14 protein-coding genes and 1 pseudogene are annotated in these 16,484 nt (G+C 40.7%); 4 read left to right on the top strand and 11 right to left on the bottom strand.

The window, feature by feature from the left end:
- Positions 1–11: 11 nt before the first annotated feature.
- Together FCR06_RS17220 and ftsH are read right to left on the bottom strand one after the other, a co-directional pair.
- A complete protein-coding gene (locus tag FCR06_RS17220; protein ID WP_138501805.1) occupies positions 12–1,262 on the bottom strand; it encodes an MFS transporter in 1,251 nt (416 codons plus the stop codon).
- A 555-nt stretch (positions 1,263–1,817) separates the two neighbouring features.
- Entirely contained in the window at positions 1,818–3,707 is a 1,890-nt protein-coding gene (gene ftsH, locus FCR06_RS17225; protein ID WP_138501807.1) for an ATP-dependent zinc metalloprotease FtsH, read from the bottom strand.
- 394 nt (positions 3,708–4,101) lie between these two features.
- On the opposite strand from ftsH, the gene FCR06_RS17230 reads away from it, so the two are divergent.
- Entirely contained in the window at positions 4,102–4,647 is a 546-nt protein-coding gene (locus FCR06_RS17230) for an NADPH-dependent FMN reductase (RefSeq protein ID WP_138501809.1), read from the top strand.
- A gap of 287 nt (positions 4,648–4,934) precedes the next feature.
- On the opposite strand, the gene FCR06_RS17235 is transcribed toward FCR06_RS17230, so the two are convergent.
- Both FCR06_RS17235 and FCR06_RS17240 read right to left on the bottom strand, forming a co-directional pair.
- Positions 4,935–5,138, bottom strand: a complete 204-nt coding sequence (locus tag FCR06_RS17235; protein WP_138501811.1) for a hypothetical protein — start codon at positions 5,136–5,138, stop codon at positions 4,935–4,937.
- A gap of 55 nt (positions 5,139–5,193) precedes the next feature.
- A complete protein-coding gene (locus tag FCR06_RS17240; RefSeq protein WP_138501813.1) occupies positions 5,194–6,168 on the bottom strand; it encodes an RsmB/NOP family class I SAM-dependent RNA methyltransferase in 975 nt (324 codons plus the stop codon).
- Between the two features lie 187 nt (positions 6,169–6,355).
- On the opposite strand from FCR06_RS17240, the gene FCR06_RS17245 reads away from it, so the two are divergent.
- On the top strand, positions 6,356–7,750 hold the full coding sequence (locus FCR06_RS17245) for a DUF2157 domain-containing protein (protein ID WP_189523464.1): 1,395 nt from the start codon (positions 6,356–6,358) through the stop codon (positions 7,748–7,750).
- 306 nt (positions 7,751–8,056) lie between these two features.
- Complete coding sequence (locus tag FCR06_RS17250) at positions 8,057–8,767, top strand: GDYXXLXY domain-containing protein (RefSeq protein ID WP_138501817.1); 711 nt, start codon at positions 8,057–8,059, stop codon at positions 8,765–8,767.
- 357 nt (positions 8,768–9,124) lie between these two features.
- Here FCR06_RS17250 and FCR06_RS17255 read toward each other — a convergent pair whose 3' ends face one another.
- The 4 genes from FCR06_RS17255 to FCR06_RS17265 all read right to left on the bottom strand — a co-directional run bounded on the left by FCR06_RS17255 (position 9,125) and on the right by FCR06_RS17265 (position 12,944).
- The gene (locus tag FCR06_RS17255; RefSeq protein ID WP_138501819.1) at positions 9,125–10,441 is read right to left on the bottom strand and encodes a Gfo/Idh/MocA family protein; all 1,317 of its coding nucleotides are present in this window, start codon (positions 10,439–10,441) and stop codon (positions 9,125–9,127) included.
- Positions 10,442–10,744: 303 nt separating this feature from the next.
- A complete protein-coding gene (locus tag FCR06_RS17260; protein WP_138501821.1) occupies positions 10,745–11,404 on the bottom strand; it encodes a DUF4142 domain-containing protein in 660 nt (219 codons plus the stop codon).
- A gap of 598 nt (positions 11,405–12,002) precedes the next feature.
- The gene (locus tag FCR06_RS32730; protein ID WP_189523463.1) at positions 12,003–12,164 is read right to left on the bottom strand and encodes a hypothetical protein; all 162 of its coding nucleotides are present in this window, start codon (positions 12,162–12,164) and stop codon (positions 12,003–12,005) included.
- A gap of 531 nt (positions 12,165–12,695) precedes the next feature.
- Positions 12,696–12,944 (bottom strand): hypothetical protein, encoded by a 249-nt coding sequence (locus FCR06_RS17265; protein ID WP_138501823.1) that lies wholly within the window; start codon positions 12,942–12,944, stop codon positions 12,696–12,698.
- A gap of 92 nt (positions 12,945–13,036) precedes the next feature.
- On the opposite strand from FCR06_RS17265, the pseudogene FCR06_RS17270 reads away from it, so the two are divergent.
- Positions 13,037–13,312: pseudogene (locus FCR06_RS17270) on the top strand (NHLP bacteriocin export ABC transporter permease/ATPase subunit); the annotation flags it as partial.
- A gap of 117 nt (positions 13,313–13,429) precedes the next feature.
- On the opposite strand, the gene FCR06_RS17275 reads toward FCR06_RS17270, so the two are convergent.
- From FCR06_RS17275 to FCR06_RS17285, 3 genes are all read right to left on the bottom strand, one after another.
- Positions 13,430–14,053 (bottom strand): 4Fe-4S single cluster domain-containing protein, encoded by a 624-nt coding sequence (locus FCR06_RS17275; protein WP_138501825.1) that lies wholly within the window; start codon positions 14,051–14,053, stop codon positions 13,430–13,432.
- Between the two features lie 471 nt (positions 14,054–14,524).
- The gene (locus tag FCR06_RS17280; RefSeq protein WP_138501827.1) at positions 14,525–14,725 is read right to left on the bottom strand and encodes a hypothetical protein; all 201 of its coding nucleotides are present in this window, start codon (positions 14,723–14,725) and stop codon (positions 14,525–14,527) included.
- A gap of 176 nt (positions 14,726–14,901) precedes the next feature.
- On the bottom strand, positions 14,902–16,484 hold a 1,583-nt coding region (locus FCR06_RS17285; RefSeq protein ID WP_138501829.1), incomplete at its 5' end, for a tetratricopeptide repeat protein.

Genomic DNA, 16,484 nt, shown 5'->3' on the forward strand with positions numbered 1-16,484 from the left:
TTAGTCTTAAGTTACGATTCTGATTTTAAAGGTATAAAAAACAGAGCAATCATTCCAGGAATAGTCAGCAAACAAACTAAGATAAAAAATAGTGGATAGCCAAGTGCTTTTTGTAGATAACCACTAATTAATCCAGGTAACATCATGCCTAAAGCCATAATGCCAGTAGATATGGCAAAATGGGAGGTCCTGTATTCCCCTTGGCAAATATACATTAAATAAACACTAAAAGCTGTAAATCCGAAACCATATCCAAATTGCTCTAGGGAAACTAAGGGATATATTAATATCAATGGAGGTTGGATATAAGCCATATATACATAAAAAATATCAGGTAAATTTAAGGCTAAAGCCATAGGTAAAAGACACTTTTTTAAGCCATACTTAGATATTGCCAGGCCTCCTAATATTCCACCAAAAATTAGGGAGATTACACCAAATGTCCCGTAAGCTAATCCAACTTCTGATGTTGATAAACCCAAGCCTCCTACTTCTGGTTTATCTAACAAAAATAAAGAAGCTATCTTTAAAAGCATTGCTTCACCAAATCTATAGAGCAAAATAAAAGCTATTATATTTATAATTTTAGTTTGAGCAAAATATAAGCTAATAATTTTCCAAAAATCTATTTTTTCTGTAGCTTGTAGATGTCGTTGACTATCTGATTCAGGCAGAGGTAAAATTAGACGATGGAAAATAAATAGGATTGCTAAAATTAAAGCTGAGAAGCCAATAGCTAGTGTCCAACCCAGAGGAATGTTATTAAGAGATACTTCAAGCTGACCTGCTATAACTACTAATATTCCAGAGCCAAAGACGACAGCAAGTCTATAAAACAGTGAGCGAATGCCGACAAATAAAGCTTGTTGTTCAGGAGATAAAGCCAGCAAATAAAAACCATCTGTGGCAATATCATAAGTTGCAGAAATAAAGGCTCCAATTGTTAAAGCTGTTAGGGAGATGAAGAAGAAGTTTGGTAGTTGTAAGGATAAAGCTATCAAACCCAAGCAGCAGAACATAGCAAATTGAGTGTAAATTATCCATTTGCGTTTGGTAGAGTAAATATCAACAATTGGCCCCCAAAACATTTTGATAACCCAAGGTAGATAAAGAAAACTTGTCCATAAGGCGATTTGAGCGTTATCGATTCCCAGTTTTTTATAAAATATTACGGAAACAGTATTGATAATGACGTAAGGTATCCCAGAGGTGAAATATAAAGTGGGGATGAAAGTCCAAGGGGAAATTGTTTGATTTTTCATAGGTTTATTTAACAAAAACCTGAAGTATTTCGCATTAATTCTAATATCATATTCGGTTAATCAATTGCACTTAAAATCTCTTGACATCTTCGGAATTTCAGCCAATACTCTGTAGAGTATGTTATGTGGCATAACACACCTTTAACTATTAAAGGTGTGTTGCAATGCGCGACAACACACCTTACTTGAAATTTATGCTTTAGGAAGATACTTTAACTAACGTGATTTTTTAGAAAGTTGAATCTATTTAATCTGAACTTGAAAATCTTCTATCTGCTGTTGGAATTGATTAATATGTGTACTTAAATTATCTATAAAACTCATATTTGATTTTTGAAAAAACTCAATAAGTTTATATTTCTTTATATAGATTGAATTTTTTACCAGACTAGAGTTGAGCTAAGATAATTTTTTCACAAATATCTCTTTTTTTCCTTTCTTTAAAGTAAATTTGTCTAAATTGGGTAATTTTAGTTTTTCTAGCTTCAATCTTATATTTTATTAGTCAATAGTTGAAAAATCCCAACTATTGACTAGTAAATATTGACTAATCTCTTAATGAGATATAGCTAACTTTTCATCAGCTACTTGAGCATGATCACCAACAATTTTACGGAATAATTCGCCTTCAATTGTCTCCTGTTCAGCTAACAAATCTACTAAACGTTCTAAAATTATGCGGTTTTCTTCTAACAATTCTTTTGCTTTGATGTAGGAATTGTTGACAATTTCGCGGACTTGCGAATCAATTTTGGCGGCAATTTCCTCGGAATAGTCTGATTTATTCATCCAGTCGCGTCCTAAAAATACTTCTCCGCTTTGATTTTCTAGGGACAATGGACCTAATTCTGACATTCCGAACCGTGTGACCATCTGGCGTGCCATTCCTGTTACCTTTTGCAGGTCATCTCCTGCACCTGTTGTTACTTCTGGTTTACCAAAGACAACTTCCTCAGCAGCTCGACCGCCTAAAGTGGCGGTGATACGTGCTTTGAGTTGCGAACGCGAAATTAATCCTTGTTCCTCATTAGGAGTAAACCAAGTTAATCCCAGTGCTTGTCCCCGTGGAATGAGTGTGACTTTTTGTACAGGATCATGGTCTTTGAGCAATGTGCCTACCAAAGCATGTCCAACTTCATGGTAAGCAATTAAGCGTTTGCTCTTGCTGTCTACCAAAGCGGTACCTTCCATACCCGCAACTACCCTATCTACAGCAGCATCAATTTCTAAGAGGGTGACAGCTTCTTTGCGCCTTCTAGCTGTGAGAATCGCAGCTTCGTTGAGTAAGTTGGCTAAGTCTGCTCCGGTAAAACCAGGAGTGCGACGAGCGATCGCTTCTAATGATACGCTAGGATCTATCTTCTTATTGCGCGCATGGACTTGCAAAATTTCCAACCGCCCTTTGAGATCCGGTGCATCCACCATTACTTGTCTGTCAAAGCGTCCCGGTCTAAGTAATGCTGCATCTAATACATCTGGACGGTTAGTGGCAGCAATAATAATGATGCCTGTGTTACCTTCAAAACCATCCATTTCGGTAAGTAGTTGATTAAGAGTTTGTTCTCGCTCATCGTTACCGCCACCGATACCAGCACCCCGTTGCCTACCTACAGCATCGATTTCATCAATAAATATCAGGCAAGGTGCATTGTCTTTAGCTTTTTTAAACAAGTCGCGCACGCGGGATGCACCTACACCCACAAACATTTCCACAAATTCCGAACCGGAAATGCTGAAGAATGGTACACCTGCTTCACCTGCGATCGCTTTTGCTAGTAAAGTTTTACCTGTACCAGGAGGGCCAATTAATAGCACTCCTTTGGGAATACGTGCGCCCACAGCAGTAAATCTTTCTGGCTGTTTGAGGAAGGTAACAACTTCTTGCAGTTCTTCTTTTGCTTCTTCAACTCCAGCGACATCTTCAAATTTTACACCTGTTTTGGCCTCCATTTGGAAGCGAGCTTTGGATTTGCCGAAATTCATCGCTTGACTAGAAGCATTAGTAGAACGACGGAGGAACAATAGCATTAAAGCTACTAGTGGTAAAATCCACATCAGATTAATCAATAACCCAACAGCAGCCCGACTGTTAGCAGAAGAAATTTCGCCAAAATCAACATTCTTAGTTTTGAGGGTGTTAATTAACTCCGTGTTTTGCGCCAAAAGTCTCACTTGTTGCGGTGGTGTATTCTGTTTTTGACCCTTAAGATAAACTCTTGCTATCTGTTCAGTTTCGTCAAGCTCAACTTTTTGAACTTCTCCAGCCTTCACTTTCTCAATCAACTCGCCATAATTTAGAGAGTTGCTGTCTGCTTTTTGTGCCAAAACAGGAGTACTTCCAAAAATTCCTGGCAACATAATCAAACTAGCTGCTAGCCCACCAATCCAAGCAGCACGCTTTGATGACCCCTGTTTGAGCAACGCTTTTTTTCGCAAATTTGTCATAATAATTACCCTTTGTGTGCTGGCAGAAGTTGAGCTATGGTTTTATGTCTATTCTTTTAGCAAAAATTCCAATAACTGGAAATTACGGTTTTCTTATCTAGTTTAACTTCAGGACAAGGGACTGGGGATACGGTATTGACGATTGGGAGTGTTCAATTAGAAGTGGAGGAAAGGTAGTGTGATGAGGTGATGGGGTAAAATTCTCTCTATCTCCTTATTGCCCCTAATCCCAACTTCTTGGGGGCCCCGAGTTCCCCACCTCCCCTCGATATCAATTTGACACATTCCGACATAAATCGTTAAAATAAACATAGTCATAACGACTTCATTTTTCAATAATTTTTGTGAGTGATAGTAGTTAGTTAAGTAGTTAGTAAGTAAGTGGGTGTTAATAATGGTGAGAATTGTTGGCATTGGCGGTAGTTTGAGACCTAATTCCTATACTCAAGTGGCTTTGGAAGTTGCAATGCAAAGAGTAGAAGCTTTAGGTGCAGAGGTTGAGATTCTCGATTTACGGGACTTGCAGCTACCATTTTGTAATGGTGGAAAGGAGTATCCAGAATACCCAGACGTGAAGCGGTTGCAGGATACAGTTAGTAATGCTCATGGGTTAATTTTAGCGACACCAGAGTATCATGGTGGCGTGAGTGGTGTTCTCAAAAATGCCTTAGATTTAATGAGCTTTGACCAACTGTCGGATAAAGTAACAGGACTAATTAGTGTTTTGGGTGGTCAGTCTAATAGTAACGCTTTGAATGACCTAAGATTAATCGTCCGTTGGGTACACGGTTGGGTAATTCCAGAACAAATTGCGATCGGACAAGCTTGGGGTGCTTTCAGTCCTGAAGGTAAGTTATTAGATGAGAAACTTTCTCAAAGATTTGACCAATTTGCTCAGAGTTTAGTTGATAATACTCGCAAGTTGCAAGGCGTAAATTAGTTGTAGGGTGAGCAAAACTTTGCCCACCCTACACCTTTTCAAGTCAATTGATAAAATCGAATTAGATATTTATACCTTGTGGAATTTTGGAAGGTAGTAACAACTTGTAAGGCATGATTCTTGTAAGATTGTTGTGATTAATTTCTTTTTCAATAGCTTCGAGTCGTAATTCGTAATACTCGCCTCTGGCGAGAAGCAAGCTACGTAATGACGCTCAAAGACTTGCTAACGCTGCGAAGACAGTAATTCGTAATTAGAAAGGATTTCAGACATTTAAAATCGTTGGTTTATTTCCGCTCTGCTGTACTAGCTGTGTATAGTAAACTGAGCCAAGCAAATAACATACTTTGATTTGCCAAAATGTTGGGAAACATTGCATCGTTGAAATGATGCAGATAATCTTGGACACCTTCAACAGTTAGTTGGCGATCACTCTCAATTTTACTAGCTAAAATTGCATCTACTTCACGGCGATTGGCAACCAACTTCATAGAGAATTGGTATTAGAGAAACAATGGTACTACTATTTGGCAAGCTACATTGCCACTAACTAATAGCAGTTGAATTCTTCAAATTTTGGTAGATATATAACAAAGACATTGCATCTAAATTAATTTCTTTACTTTCACCTTGATTAGTATTTTTAAATAGTACTGTAAACGCACCAGCCCCTAACCTATCTTGAGGAAACATTCGATAACAAGGCATTGTAGCTAAATGAGACTGATATTTAGCTAAATAGCTAACTTCTATCGCTTTAAAATCAGGAAACCGTTCTAAAAACCATTCACAAACTTGCTCATTTTCTTCTGACGAATAGGTGCAAGTCATATAAGCCAGATATCCTTGTGGCGAGACAAGTTTAGCAGAGTTAGCTATAATACGTTTTTGTCGATTTGCACTTTTATTAATAGCAGTTGGATGAAAACAACCGGTTGCTTTTTCACCTTTAGCAAGTAGCGATTGTCCAGTACAAGGAGCATCTACTATTACCAAATTGCTAGAAACTGGGATAATTTCCGAAAATATACTCGAATCTCTATTAACTATAGCACTAGGACTAATATGGCAACGTTTCAAATTAGAAATTAGCATTCCCAGACGTTTGCCAATTACTTCATTACTGATAAGTAAATTAGGTTGCAAGGCTTTCCAAGCAAAAATGCTTTTCCCTCCAGGTGCAGCACACATATCAAAAACTAAATCTATTGGCTGAGGAATAGCGAACAGAGTAGCAGCCGCAAATACTGAAGAAAAATCCAAACAATAAAAATATCCTTTTCCATGTAGTGAATGTTGACCAGGTTTTTCTCCTAACTGTAAACGGTCTATAAATTGCGGTTGCCAATATGTTGGTGTTTCCACTGCAAAAGGTGAAAGTTCTGGTTTTTCTTGACACCAAAGAATACTAGCTGGAAATGGTTGAGGATTTATTAATGCCTCAATAAATTTTTCTTGTTCATCTAGATTAGTAAACAAACGCCGTGAAAGTTTAAGTAATAAATTAGAAGGTTTTTCCATGTAGATATATAAATAAATGCAGTCAAAATTATGAGTTCTGAATTCTTACTAATTTGGTTGTATCAGAATACAAGTCAAACTGTTACACAAGAACAGTGTAATTCAGGCTTTTAGCTTCATACTCAAAATATAATGACCGCCATTGGGAATGCAATGGCCAAGCTACCCCACTGCACCGGAGAAGGTCGTGTTCTTAGATAATTTTGGGCAAAAATTACGTAAAGAAGCACAATTATGGAGGGATGAGGGAATAATTAGTTCTTCGCAGTATGAACAAATAGCAGAACGTTACCAATTTAAAAATCTGGAAGCTGCTGCACGCGATCGCTTTATTGCAATGGTGATTGCTATAGGCAGCATCCTTTTATGTTTAGGCATAGTTACTTTTGTAGCAGCAAACTGGCAGTCAGGCTCACGAGAAGTCAAGTTTATTCTGCTGATGAGTTTGTTTTTTGCCACGGCGATCGTTGGTTTTTATACTTGGAGACAACCTGGAACAAAAAAGCCACAACAAAGCAAACGCTCGCTGGGAGAGGGTTTGCTATTTTTAAGCGCTTTGATTTTCGGTGCAAATCTACTGCTGATGGCCCAGATGTTCAATATTAGCGGCTCAATTTCCCAACTGTTTCTCGCTTGGGGCTTTGGTGTTGTAGTCATGGCCTATAGTCTGTTCTTAAATTCTTTAGGAATTCTGTCTATTATCCTTGTGGAAATTGGCTATTGGACGGGGCTAGAAGATTTGTGGTACTCTTCAAGTGAAGTAATTTGGTCGCGACTAGTGGTACAGCATATGCCTCTGTTGGCATGGCTGGTGTTTGTACCTTTGGCTTACTTGTGTCGATCGCGTTGGATTTTCGCTCTAGCAGCCTTTGTCTTTGCTAGTTCTTTGCAAGCCAATCTCAATCCTCTGCCACTGCTAAATTATGCTGATATAGCCCCTTGGGTGGCATCTTTTGCTTTTGCACTTCCACCTGCATTATTCTGGAGTTATGATGACTTGCTGTTTCCAACTATAAATTACAGGTTGTTCCAATTCCTAGCTCGTAATTTAGCGTTGGTAAGCTTTGGTGTTGTCTTCTATGTCTTGTCTTTTCGTTGGGTCTGGGAATCTTCAGATTATAGCTCTAATCAGCCAACGACTTTGACAAACTTATTCGAGTCTCTGCCAATCATTGATTTGGGAATTCTTAGTGGCTTAGCGGTGTTGCAATGGTTGTTTCTACTGCGTCAAAGAAATAATCCTCCCCGCCGCGAAGTGATTTTTACGACTGCTGTGATTACTACTTTTCTTGTCTTTATTGTCTTAGTACCTTTTTGGCATCAAACTATCAGCCGAATTGATGAACTTGGGATTTTTATTTTCAATGTACTTCTAGCAACATTAGCCTGGGGACTAATTCAAGAAGGATTGAAATTAAAAAGCAGAAGTTCCTTTTGGGGCGGTATGCTGTTATTAACACTGCAAATTATCAGTCGGGTACAAGAGTACGATACCGACTTACTTTTTAAGTCCCTGGTCTTTGTTTTGTGCGGTTCAGCTTTAATCAGTGCTGGACTTTGGTTTGAACGCCGTCAAAAGTAGTGCATCTAAGTTTATAAGTCAGGAGTAGTGTAAACGATCAAAGAAGTCAGAATTCACTAATTTGGTAATAATTTGGGAGTTTCAATTTTTCCTGCAATCGAAAATTCCAAATCTAAAATTCAATGACTTCTAACTCTACAAATTTTGGATTTGAAATTTGAGATTTTTATTTCAATCTAAAATCCAAATAGCAGCAATGCACTAAAGGTGCGACCCAAATCTCAAATTTTGAAAGTTTCTCTGCGTCAGTCCTAATCTCGTTACTTTTCTCCTCCTCATTACCCCCTGCTTTTTAGGACTACGCTCATGGCAAGTAATTCTTCTGAATCTAAAAATAAACCCTTGTCTCCCGAAGCTGAATTTTCCAATACAGTGACTTTTCGGGATTACTTGATTGCTACTGAACAAAAATCGAATAAGCCTTTACCTGTTTGGCGGTTAATAGCACCATTAGCGGTACAAACAGCGCTAATTATGGCAGTACCAGCTCAAGCGCTTTATACAGACGTGACGGGTAAAACGGTAATTTTGCAAACCGTACCCGTAAATCCTAATGATGCCCTACAAGGAAATAGCCTCGCCTTAGACTATAACATTTCCCGGACTGCTAATTTGAGCAGACTGCCTGGTTGGCAGACATTAGTCAGCAAAGGTYGTGGAAGTGGCAGGAGATTGCCCGAAGGAACCAACATCTACGTGACTTTACAAGAGCAACCATCTTTTGGTCGTGGTGTTCCTAGAGCTTGGAGACCGTTACGAGTCAGTAGCTCGCGCCCCACTTCCCTAAGAGCTAATCAAGCAGCCTTAAGAGGTGTCTATGAGGATGGTTCCGTTAACTACGGTTTGGAAACATATTATATTCCAGAAAACCAACGGCAGCAGATTAGAAATGACTTGCAAACCCAACGTGCCAGGAGAGGACAAGTACCACCAATTGTGGTGAAGGCAAAAGTCGATCCCCAAGGAAGCGCAGTACCAATTAGTATGTGGGTACGCGATCGCAACTATCGCTTTTAAGTTTTTATGCAAATAAACTTGCATGTCTACTCGCAAAGTTAGTCCTTAGCCCTTTGTGAATACAAATGACAAAGGGCTAATCATATCTTTAAAGAAGAATTCACAATTCAATCAGTGAGGATTTAGACAAAATCAGGATTGGAAGTCTTTATTTGAAAACTAGTGTAAACTGTCCAAAACCGCCGGTATCACGTTTTTTAAAGTATCTATTAATTACGAATTACTGTCTTCGCAGCTAAGCCGTGTCCTCGTCCCTTGTGCGTCTCGTAGAGAGCGTCATTACGTAGCTTGCTTCTCGCCGGAGGCGAGTATTACGAATTAGTAATTATTTGATCATGGCTTGCGGTGTACACCTATTTACTTGAGCATTCTCGGAGCAGGTCCACGAGTGGTATCCAGTCCCGACACACGAGGTAGGGTAATCGTTTTACCTGTTTGTGCCGCTTCGTAAATCAACGCGATCAGTTTTTGGTCTTGCAAACCTTCTTCACCAGGCGTATGGGGTTGCTTATTTTGAATTACACAATCCGCCATGTGATCCATTTCTAAGGCGAACTGATTCTTCTCGCCGATCCGCACTTCACTGATGTTTTCAGCCATGCTGTTTGTTGGTGATTTACGCGAAATCATCATCCGCAAACCGTTGTAGGAGAACCCTGGATCGAGTTGTCCCCAAGCATCAGAACCGAAGACCCGAAACCGCCGCGCTTCGTGAAAGCCGTAGCTAGTGGAGCAAATCCCTAGTATCCCACTGGGAAACCGCAATTGGAAAGTGACACTTTCTTCTACTTCTTTGAAGCGGGGATCGCTGGGAGTGGTGAAAGTTTGGGCGCTAATTGCGATCGGTTCTTCTCCTGTCAAATAACGAGTTGCATTCAAGCAGTAAATTCCCACGTCTGGTAAAGAGCCACCTCCAGCTAAAGCGCGTTTCAATCGCCACTGGTTTAAGTCACCACCCTGGTTTTGTCCGTTATCTGCTTGAATTACTTTGATGGTTCCCAATTCTTTGCTGCGAATCATCCCAATCATGGCGCGATGGTGTGGCTCGTATTGGCAGCGATAAGCAATCATCAGCTTGCGATTGGCTTGTTTGCACGCGTCAATCATCTGTTGAGCATCTGCGACTGTGGTTGCCATTGGCTTCTCACACAGAATGTGCTTTCCCGCTTTAGCTCCACGCACCGTATATTCCCGGTGCATACTGTTGGGCAGTACAATATAAATCACATCAACGTCTGAATTATTGCGGAGATTGTCGTAATTTTGATAGTTGTAAATGTTCTGCGGTTTGATGCCATACTGTTGGGCAACTTGATTGGCTTTGACTGCATCGCCACTAACTAATGCAGTTGGCTTTGCTAGTTTACATTCTGCAAACGCAGGCATGATTTCTTCCAATGTCAGTCTCCCCAGACCAACGATCGCAAACCCCAAACGTCGCTCTGGAGGCAATGCAGTCGGAGGGCCTCCTGTTTCAACCTCAGTCTTTTCCGATATGGGCGGAAACTGAATCTGAGGGGGCAAAGTGCCTCCGTGTGGGGTAGCTTGCCCAGTCGGCTGCTGGGCAGCAACCTGTTCGCCCATACTACCAAGCGCGGCGGCTGAAATCGCTCCTAATCCAGCAGTGGTCAAAATCTGACGACGAGAAAATTCTCCTTTAAACAATTCAGACATTATGGTTCCTTAATCATGAAATTTTAGACTCATATCATGTCCACCTAATCTATTTATCAAAAAAACTCTCTGCGTCCCCCACACCCCTGCTCTTAGGCAAGCTAGCAAGAGCGTCTTTGAAGGAGAAGTTCAGTTCGTCGTACTCCTACGGAGAAGCAAGCTATGCGTAGCGTCTCGTAGAGAAGCCAGACGCTCGTTGCGCTAAAGCGTCCCCCTTGGGAGAGGACTCGCTATCGCCGCAAGCCAACGCTCCGACTTCTCTTTGCCTCAGCCCTAATAATAAGTTTTTAGCCGGACACGATATTAAGGAGTACTGGTTGGAGTTGGGGTGCTACTAGTTGAACTTCCAGGATTTACAAGGGAACTAACCTGTTGCAGGTGTTCTTGAAGGGTTGGTAGCTTTTGAGCCGCAAATGCTTTTACGTCTGGATCTTGTCCTTGTTGAGCTTCAGTTTGAAATGCGGAAACATCCTTTTGATGGTCTTGAAGCATTTGATTCAAATAGTCGCGGTCAAAGTTAGTACCAGAAAGTTTTGATAAGCGCTGGTTGACTTGCTGATTTGTGCTGTCAAGCTTAGTTGGCAGGGTTACACCTTTTTTCTTCGCCAACTGTTTAAGTTGATTGTTCACTGGGGTGTGGTCTTTAATCATGCGCTGTGCATATTGTTTTACCGCATTGCTAGTTCCACGTTTCAATGCCAGTTGTCCGAGTTGGACTTCTGCTAAACCACCTTGAGCAGCTTCGGTCATAAACTGTTTGTCTGAAGAACTAGAGGTGTTTTGCCCTGATGTGGTTGGTGAGGCAGTTGGTGATGCAGTTGGTGATGGACTTTCAGTTGTTTGCACTGATTGAGCAGGTGGAGCTTCAGATGTATTCTGGTCGTGGGGAGTTGTTGGTGTACAACCACTTGCCAATAAGCCGATCGCCACTAGACCAGTAGAGACTATTTTAAAATTAGGCACGAGCGATGTTCTCCTTGGATAAAGTTCTATCTTGCAACCTACAGTTGCAACGATTTAAAATATCAACTTAGCGATCGCCCTTTTGAGTACAATCACTAACTACAAACAAAATCTATTAATTTCAGTAGTGCTAAGTAGAATTATTCTTTCCATAATTCAATTCCTTTGCTTGCTCTCCAGCAAAAGTTCCAGACTGAATGCTATCAGCAGCAGTCTAAATCAGGGTGTTTTAACCTCAGCTTCATCTCTGTAACTTTTAAATTTATAGTAGTAGCTCGAATAGTAAAAAAAATATTAGTGGAAAATACCTGCCCGGAGGCTGAAGTTATCTTTCATACAAAATATAGTTCATTATAACCGAAGAGGGTTACCAAAAGCGAAGTGATTTGTATTACGTTAGGCGATCGCTTTTTGTTTAAAACTTCAGCAAGGAAGCGAGCTTCTACAGAAAATGATAATTATATAACCTTTATATATCTATGCATGTAATATGATGTTCAGTGAATAGTTCGTAATATGTCGTCCTAAGCGAGTCAAACGTTCGCTTAAAGGGTTCACGACAGGGTACTAAAACAACGTAATTACAAAGTTTTCAGGATTACTTGCCTACGGTGGCAATCAGTATTATTTGAGCGAATATAATATAGCAGTTCTTGCTGGATAGCGCAGCTAAGCCGTGTCTGCGTCCCTTGCGCGTGTCGTAGAGAGCGTCAGAAGAAGGCAGTTCTTGCTGGAGTAAAACTATTACTGCTCCTAACATTCACGCTTGTCATGATGTCCTAATTTATGTGACTACGGCTATAAGAGAAAAAATCAGATTTGAAGAAGTTCTAAATAAGAAGAAGGATTAGGTTTTGTTCGCAGATTCTAATCACGAACTAATCCTCTTTTTTTACATCTGGTGAAAAGTCAGATAGGTGTTCGGGCTGCTTCCTATGATTCTGCTGCGAATGCAKGCTAAATTAGTCAAACGACCTTAAATTTTTTAATAATTATTACAAAAGGATCGCTCTGCCAAAACGGGTTTTTGTCAAATATCACAAAATCACGTTGCTGTGCTTTTCCTTTGTCCTTCAGAAATATAAAGGACAAAAGATTAATGACCAATGACGGTTTTAACTAAAGAATATATAACTTGGGCAGATATTAAGTTAGGGACTTCTAATTAAAAAAATACTTCATCCCTGCGGGATGCTACGCGAACGCCTTGAGGGCAGGGGAGCAGGGAGCAGGGGGAGAGAAAGTCGTTTTGATGGGCATGAAATTGGATAATTTATTTTCTGGAAGTCCCTTAATCTTCATGACGTAACTGCCATACTGCACCAAAAGCGGCTCCAGCTCCAGCTAACAATCCTGTACTCATTCCTTCGATAGTTTTTTGGATTGGATCTTGGGTTAGGCAATCACTTGTAACCTTGCTATCTTGCAAACACAGATTGCTTTCTGCCCAACTGGCAGTACCTCCTAAAATTACACCAGTTATACTACAGGAAACAACTAGCAGCAAAAGACGTCGCGTTTTTTTACTTTTTCTATCCATAGATGGATGTGTTAAAGATTATTTTATTCATCTTCAACTACTTTACACATCTTGGGTGCTAATGTCAGCTGTGATTCGTAATTTGTCATTGATTATTAATTGCTCGGGCGCTGGCTTTAGGTCCACGAATTCTGCTTTTTGACGAAGCCACCAGCGCTTGAGAGAATCACACCTAAAAAATAGTTAGCGAAAGTTTACAAAAGCTGAACGTTACCCAGATTGTTGTGGCGCATCGCCTGAGTACAATTCGCTATGTCGATAGAATTTATGTTTTAGAAAATGGGAAACTAGTACAACAAGGTAATTTTGAGCAAATGACAAATCAAGCAGGATTATTTAGTCAACTCATTCAACGGCAATATTTGTAAAAGGATTGCAAAATCACTGAGCCATACCTTCTGTGCGAGAGGCTACGCGAACGGTGAGCTTCTCTACCAGACGCTCTTGCTAGCTTGCTTCTCGGTAGAGTTCTCTAAAAATTACTGCTAAGCCAGTTCCAGCCCACCTCGATAGCCAGTGACAATGCGGCTACCATCCTTGAGGATGTGGACTTCTATTTGGTCGCTAGCCCAGGTAATCTGGTCAGCGAAAGCAGGGTTAAGAATGTGAATCCGTTGATTGCTAGAAGAAACTGGAGAATTGGGAGAATTAATTGCCAGAGATTGCACAAAAGGCCCATCAATTAAGATATCGAGTTGTTCTAACAATTCTTGAGAACCTGGCGGCGCAGATTCGGACTGTAGCTGCTTGAGGGTGAAGCCAGTAAAAGACATGATATTTAATCCAGCAGCTTTTACCTTACGAGCTAAAGATGTGAGTGCAGGTGCTTGCCAAAACGGTTCTCCACCAGAAAAGGTTACACCCATGTTGCGGGGGTTGCTAAGAATGTTTTCGGCAAGAGTATCAATAGCAATTAGTTGGTTAGCTTCAAAAGACCAGGAGTCAGGATTAAAGCAGCCAGCACACTCACGTGGACAACCTTGCACCCAGATGACTGCACGACAACCAGGGCCGTTGACTTCTGACTCATCAACGTAACCCATAATGTTAAGATAGCCAGAGGGAATTTCTGTGAGTGCTAGTGATGGGTCAGTTGGCTTAGTTTCCATCTCTTTAACTCCTTTTAAAGCCGTTGCCTGTTAATCTTTAACTATAGCGAAGTCTTATAATCCTTAACCTTAGTAAGAAACTCAGGCTTTTTGTCAGACTTTGTACTCAATCATTACTTAAAATGGATGTTTTTGAGGTTGAGTTTTGCTATTAATAGTAATTTGAATAATCTTTGTCACAGATGGAATATTCAGCACCAATTCATAACATCAATTTTCAAATGGCAAATTTCTAAAGAAATAGATAAAAATACATGTGTGACTGCTAAAAGTATATTTTGTAATACAGCCCCACAAGAAAATTAGATGTTTTTTTATCAGGACTTACGCAAAAATAACGCAACTCCGTCATTACGAGCGATAGCGAAGTAATCCCCCCTGACCCTGGGATTGCTTCCCTACACTCCGTTCCGCTCGCAATGACAATATTGGCGTTGCATAAGTCCTATTTATTTGAAAGTTCTTAAAAAGCTACGGTGTATGTATAAGTCTCTTGACCTGCATTGTTAATGCATTGGCTTGCATTGTTAATGCATTGGCTTGCATTGTTAATGCGTTGGCTTGCATTGTTAATGCGTTGGCTTGCATTGTTAATGCGTTGGCTTGCATTGTTAATACATTAGCTTGCATTGTTAATGCATTGGCTTGCACTGTTAATGCATTGGCTTGCAAAAACTAACCTACCTTAAGTTACACAACAACTTTAAAAGACTTGTGTGTAGATAGTAGCCTTAAAAAGGCACAAAACTGTTGACTTTTTACTAGTTGACAGGATACTATATAAAGAATGGAAAAGGTGTAGCCAGATATACTCGCTTCTCTAAAGATATTAATTAGTAATTTAATACTTAGCGGCGCAGCAGCATAAAAGCAATTAAGCCAATCAAAAAACAAAGCGCGAACTTTACCCAAGGCTGTTGGATAAATTGGATGAGTTTGTCTTTCATTCCGTTTGTAGATGCGGGTGGTGAGTTGATTTGAGCGATGCGAGTTTGGGCGTATTCTTGGAATGGTGCATAGTTAATGGTTCTGGCGAGTTCAGCCGCATCATTTAAGGAATTAATGGCGGCGTTTGAGTCTCCCATGTTTAACTGGACATCGGCGATAAACAACAGGTTACGACTTTGGCTGTAGATATCGCCAATTTCGATGTAGAGGTTTTGCGCTTGCTGGAGATAGTCGAGTGCTGCTGTCGGATTTTCTTGTAACTTCCCGAATTCTTGCAGAACGTTGGCTTCCCCCAAGCGATCGCCGATATCGCGGTAGAATTGCAAAGCAGTTTCGTAGCGTTGTAAAGCTTGTTCACTGCGTTTGAGAAACTGCAAAACATCGCCAATGGCTTTTAGTGTATTTGCTTCCCCCAAGCGATCGCCGATATCGCGGTAGAATTGCAAAGCAGTTTCGTAGCGTTGTAAAGCTTGTTCGCGTCGGTCAAGAAACTGCAAAACATCGCCAATGGATTGTAATGTATTTGCTTCCCCCAAGCGAGAACCAGTATCGCGGAAGAATTGCAAAGCAGTTTCGTAGCGTTGTAAAGCTTGTTCGCGTCGGTCAAGAAACTGCAAAACATCGCCGATAGCTCTTAATGTATTTGCTTCCCCCAAGCGAGAACCAGTATCGCGGAAGAATTGCAAAGCAGTTTCGTAGCGTTGTAAAGCTTGTTCACTGCGTTTGAGAAACTGCAAAACATCGCCAATGGCTTTTAGTGTATTTGCTTCCCCCAAGCGAACGCCGATATCGCGGTAGAATTGCAAAGCAGTTTCGTAGCGTTGTAAAGCTTGTTCACTGCGTTTGAGAAACTGCAAAACATCGCCAATGGCTTTTAGTGTATTTGCTTCCCCCAAGCGAACGCCGATATCGCGGTAGAATTGCAAAGCAGTTTCGTAGCGTTGTAAAGCTTGTTCGCGTCGGTCAAGAAACTGCAAAACATCGCCGATAGCTCTTAATGTATTTGCTTCCCCCAAGCGATCGCCGATATCGCGGTAGAATTGCAAAGCAGTTTCGTAGCGTTGTAAAGCTTGTTCACTGCGTTTGAGAAACTGCAAAACATTGCCAATGGATTGTAATGTATTTGCTTCCCCCAAGCGATCGCCGATATCGCGGTAGAATTGCAAAGCAGTTTCGTAGCGTTGTAAAGCTTGTTCGCGTCGGTCAAGAAACTGCAAAACATCGCCAATGGCTTTTAGTGTATTTGCTTCCCCCAAGCGAACGCCGATATCGCGGTAGAATTGCAAAGCAGTTTCGTAGCGTTGTAAAGCTTGTTCACTGCGTTTGAGAAACTGCAAAACATCGCCAATGGCTTTTAGTGTATTTGCTTCCCCCAAGCGAACGCCGATATCGCGGTAGAATTGCAAAGCAGTTTCGTAGCGTTGTAAAGCTTGTTCGCGTCGGTCAAGAAACTGCAAAACATCGCCAATAGCTTTTAGTGTAT

The sequence above is a fragment of the Nostoc sp. PA-18-2419 genome, assembly GCF_005869855.1.
Lineage (GTDB): Bacteria > Cyanobacteriota > Cyanobacteriia > Cyanobacteriales > Nostocaceae > Nostoc.

Excerpts from the sequence above, each read along its gene's own strand:
- FCR06_RS17255 (WP_138501819.1), bottom strand. The coding sequence starts at position 10,441 with ATGTCTGAATTGTTTAAAGGAGAATTTTCTCGTCGTCAGATTTTGACC.
- FCR06_RS17235 (WP_138501811.1), bottom strand. The coding sequence starts at position 5,138 with ATGAAGTTGGTTGCCAATCGCCGTGAAGTAGATGCAATTTTAGCTAGT.
- FCR06_RS17265 (WP_138501823.1), bottom strand. The coding sequence starts at position 12,944 with ATGGATAGAAAAAGTAAAAAAACGCGACGTCTTTTGCTGCTAGTTGTT.
- FCR06_RS32730 (WP_189523463.1), bottom strand. The coding sequence starts at position 12,164 with ATGTTAGGAGCAGTAATAGTTTTACTCCAGCAAGAACTGCCTTCTTCT.
- ftsH (WP_138501807.1), bottom strand. The coding sequence starts at position 3,707 with ATGACAAATTTGCGAAAAAAAGCGTTGCTCAAACAGGGGTCATCAAAG.
- FCR06_RS17275 (WP_138501825.1), bottom strand. The coding sequence starts at position 14,053 with ATGGAAACTAAGCCAACTGACCCATCACTAGCACTCACAGAAATTCCC.
- FCR06_RS17220 (WP_138501805.1), bottom strand. The coding sequence starts at position 1,262 with ATGAAAAATCAAACAATTTCCCCTTGGACTTTCATCCCCACTTTATAT.
- FCR06_RS17240 (WP_138501813.1), bottom strand. The coding sequence starts at position 6,168 with ATGGAAAAACCTTCTAATTTATTACTTAAACTTTCACGGCGTTTGTTT.
- FCR06_RS17230 (WP_138501809.1), top strand. The coding sequence starts at position 4,102 with ATGGTGAGAATTGTTGGCATTGGCGGTAGTTTGAGACCTAATTCCTAT.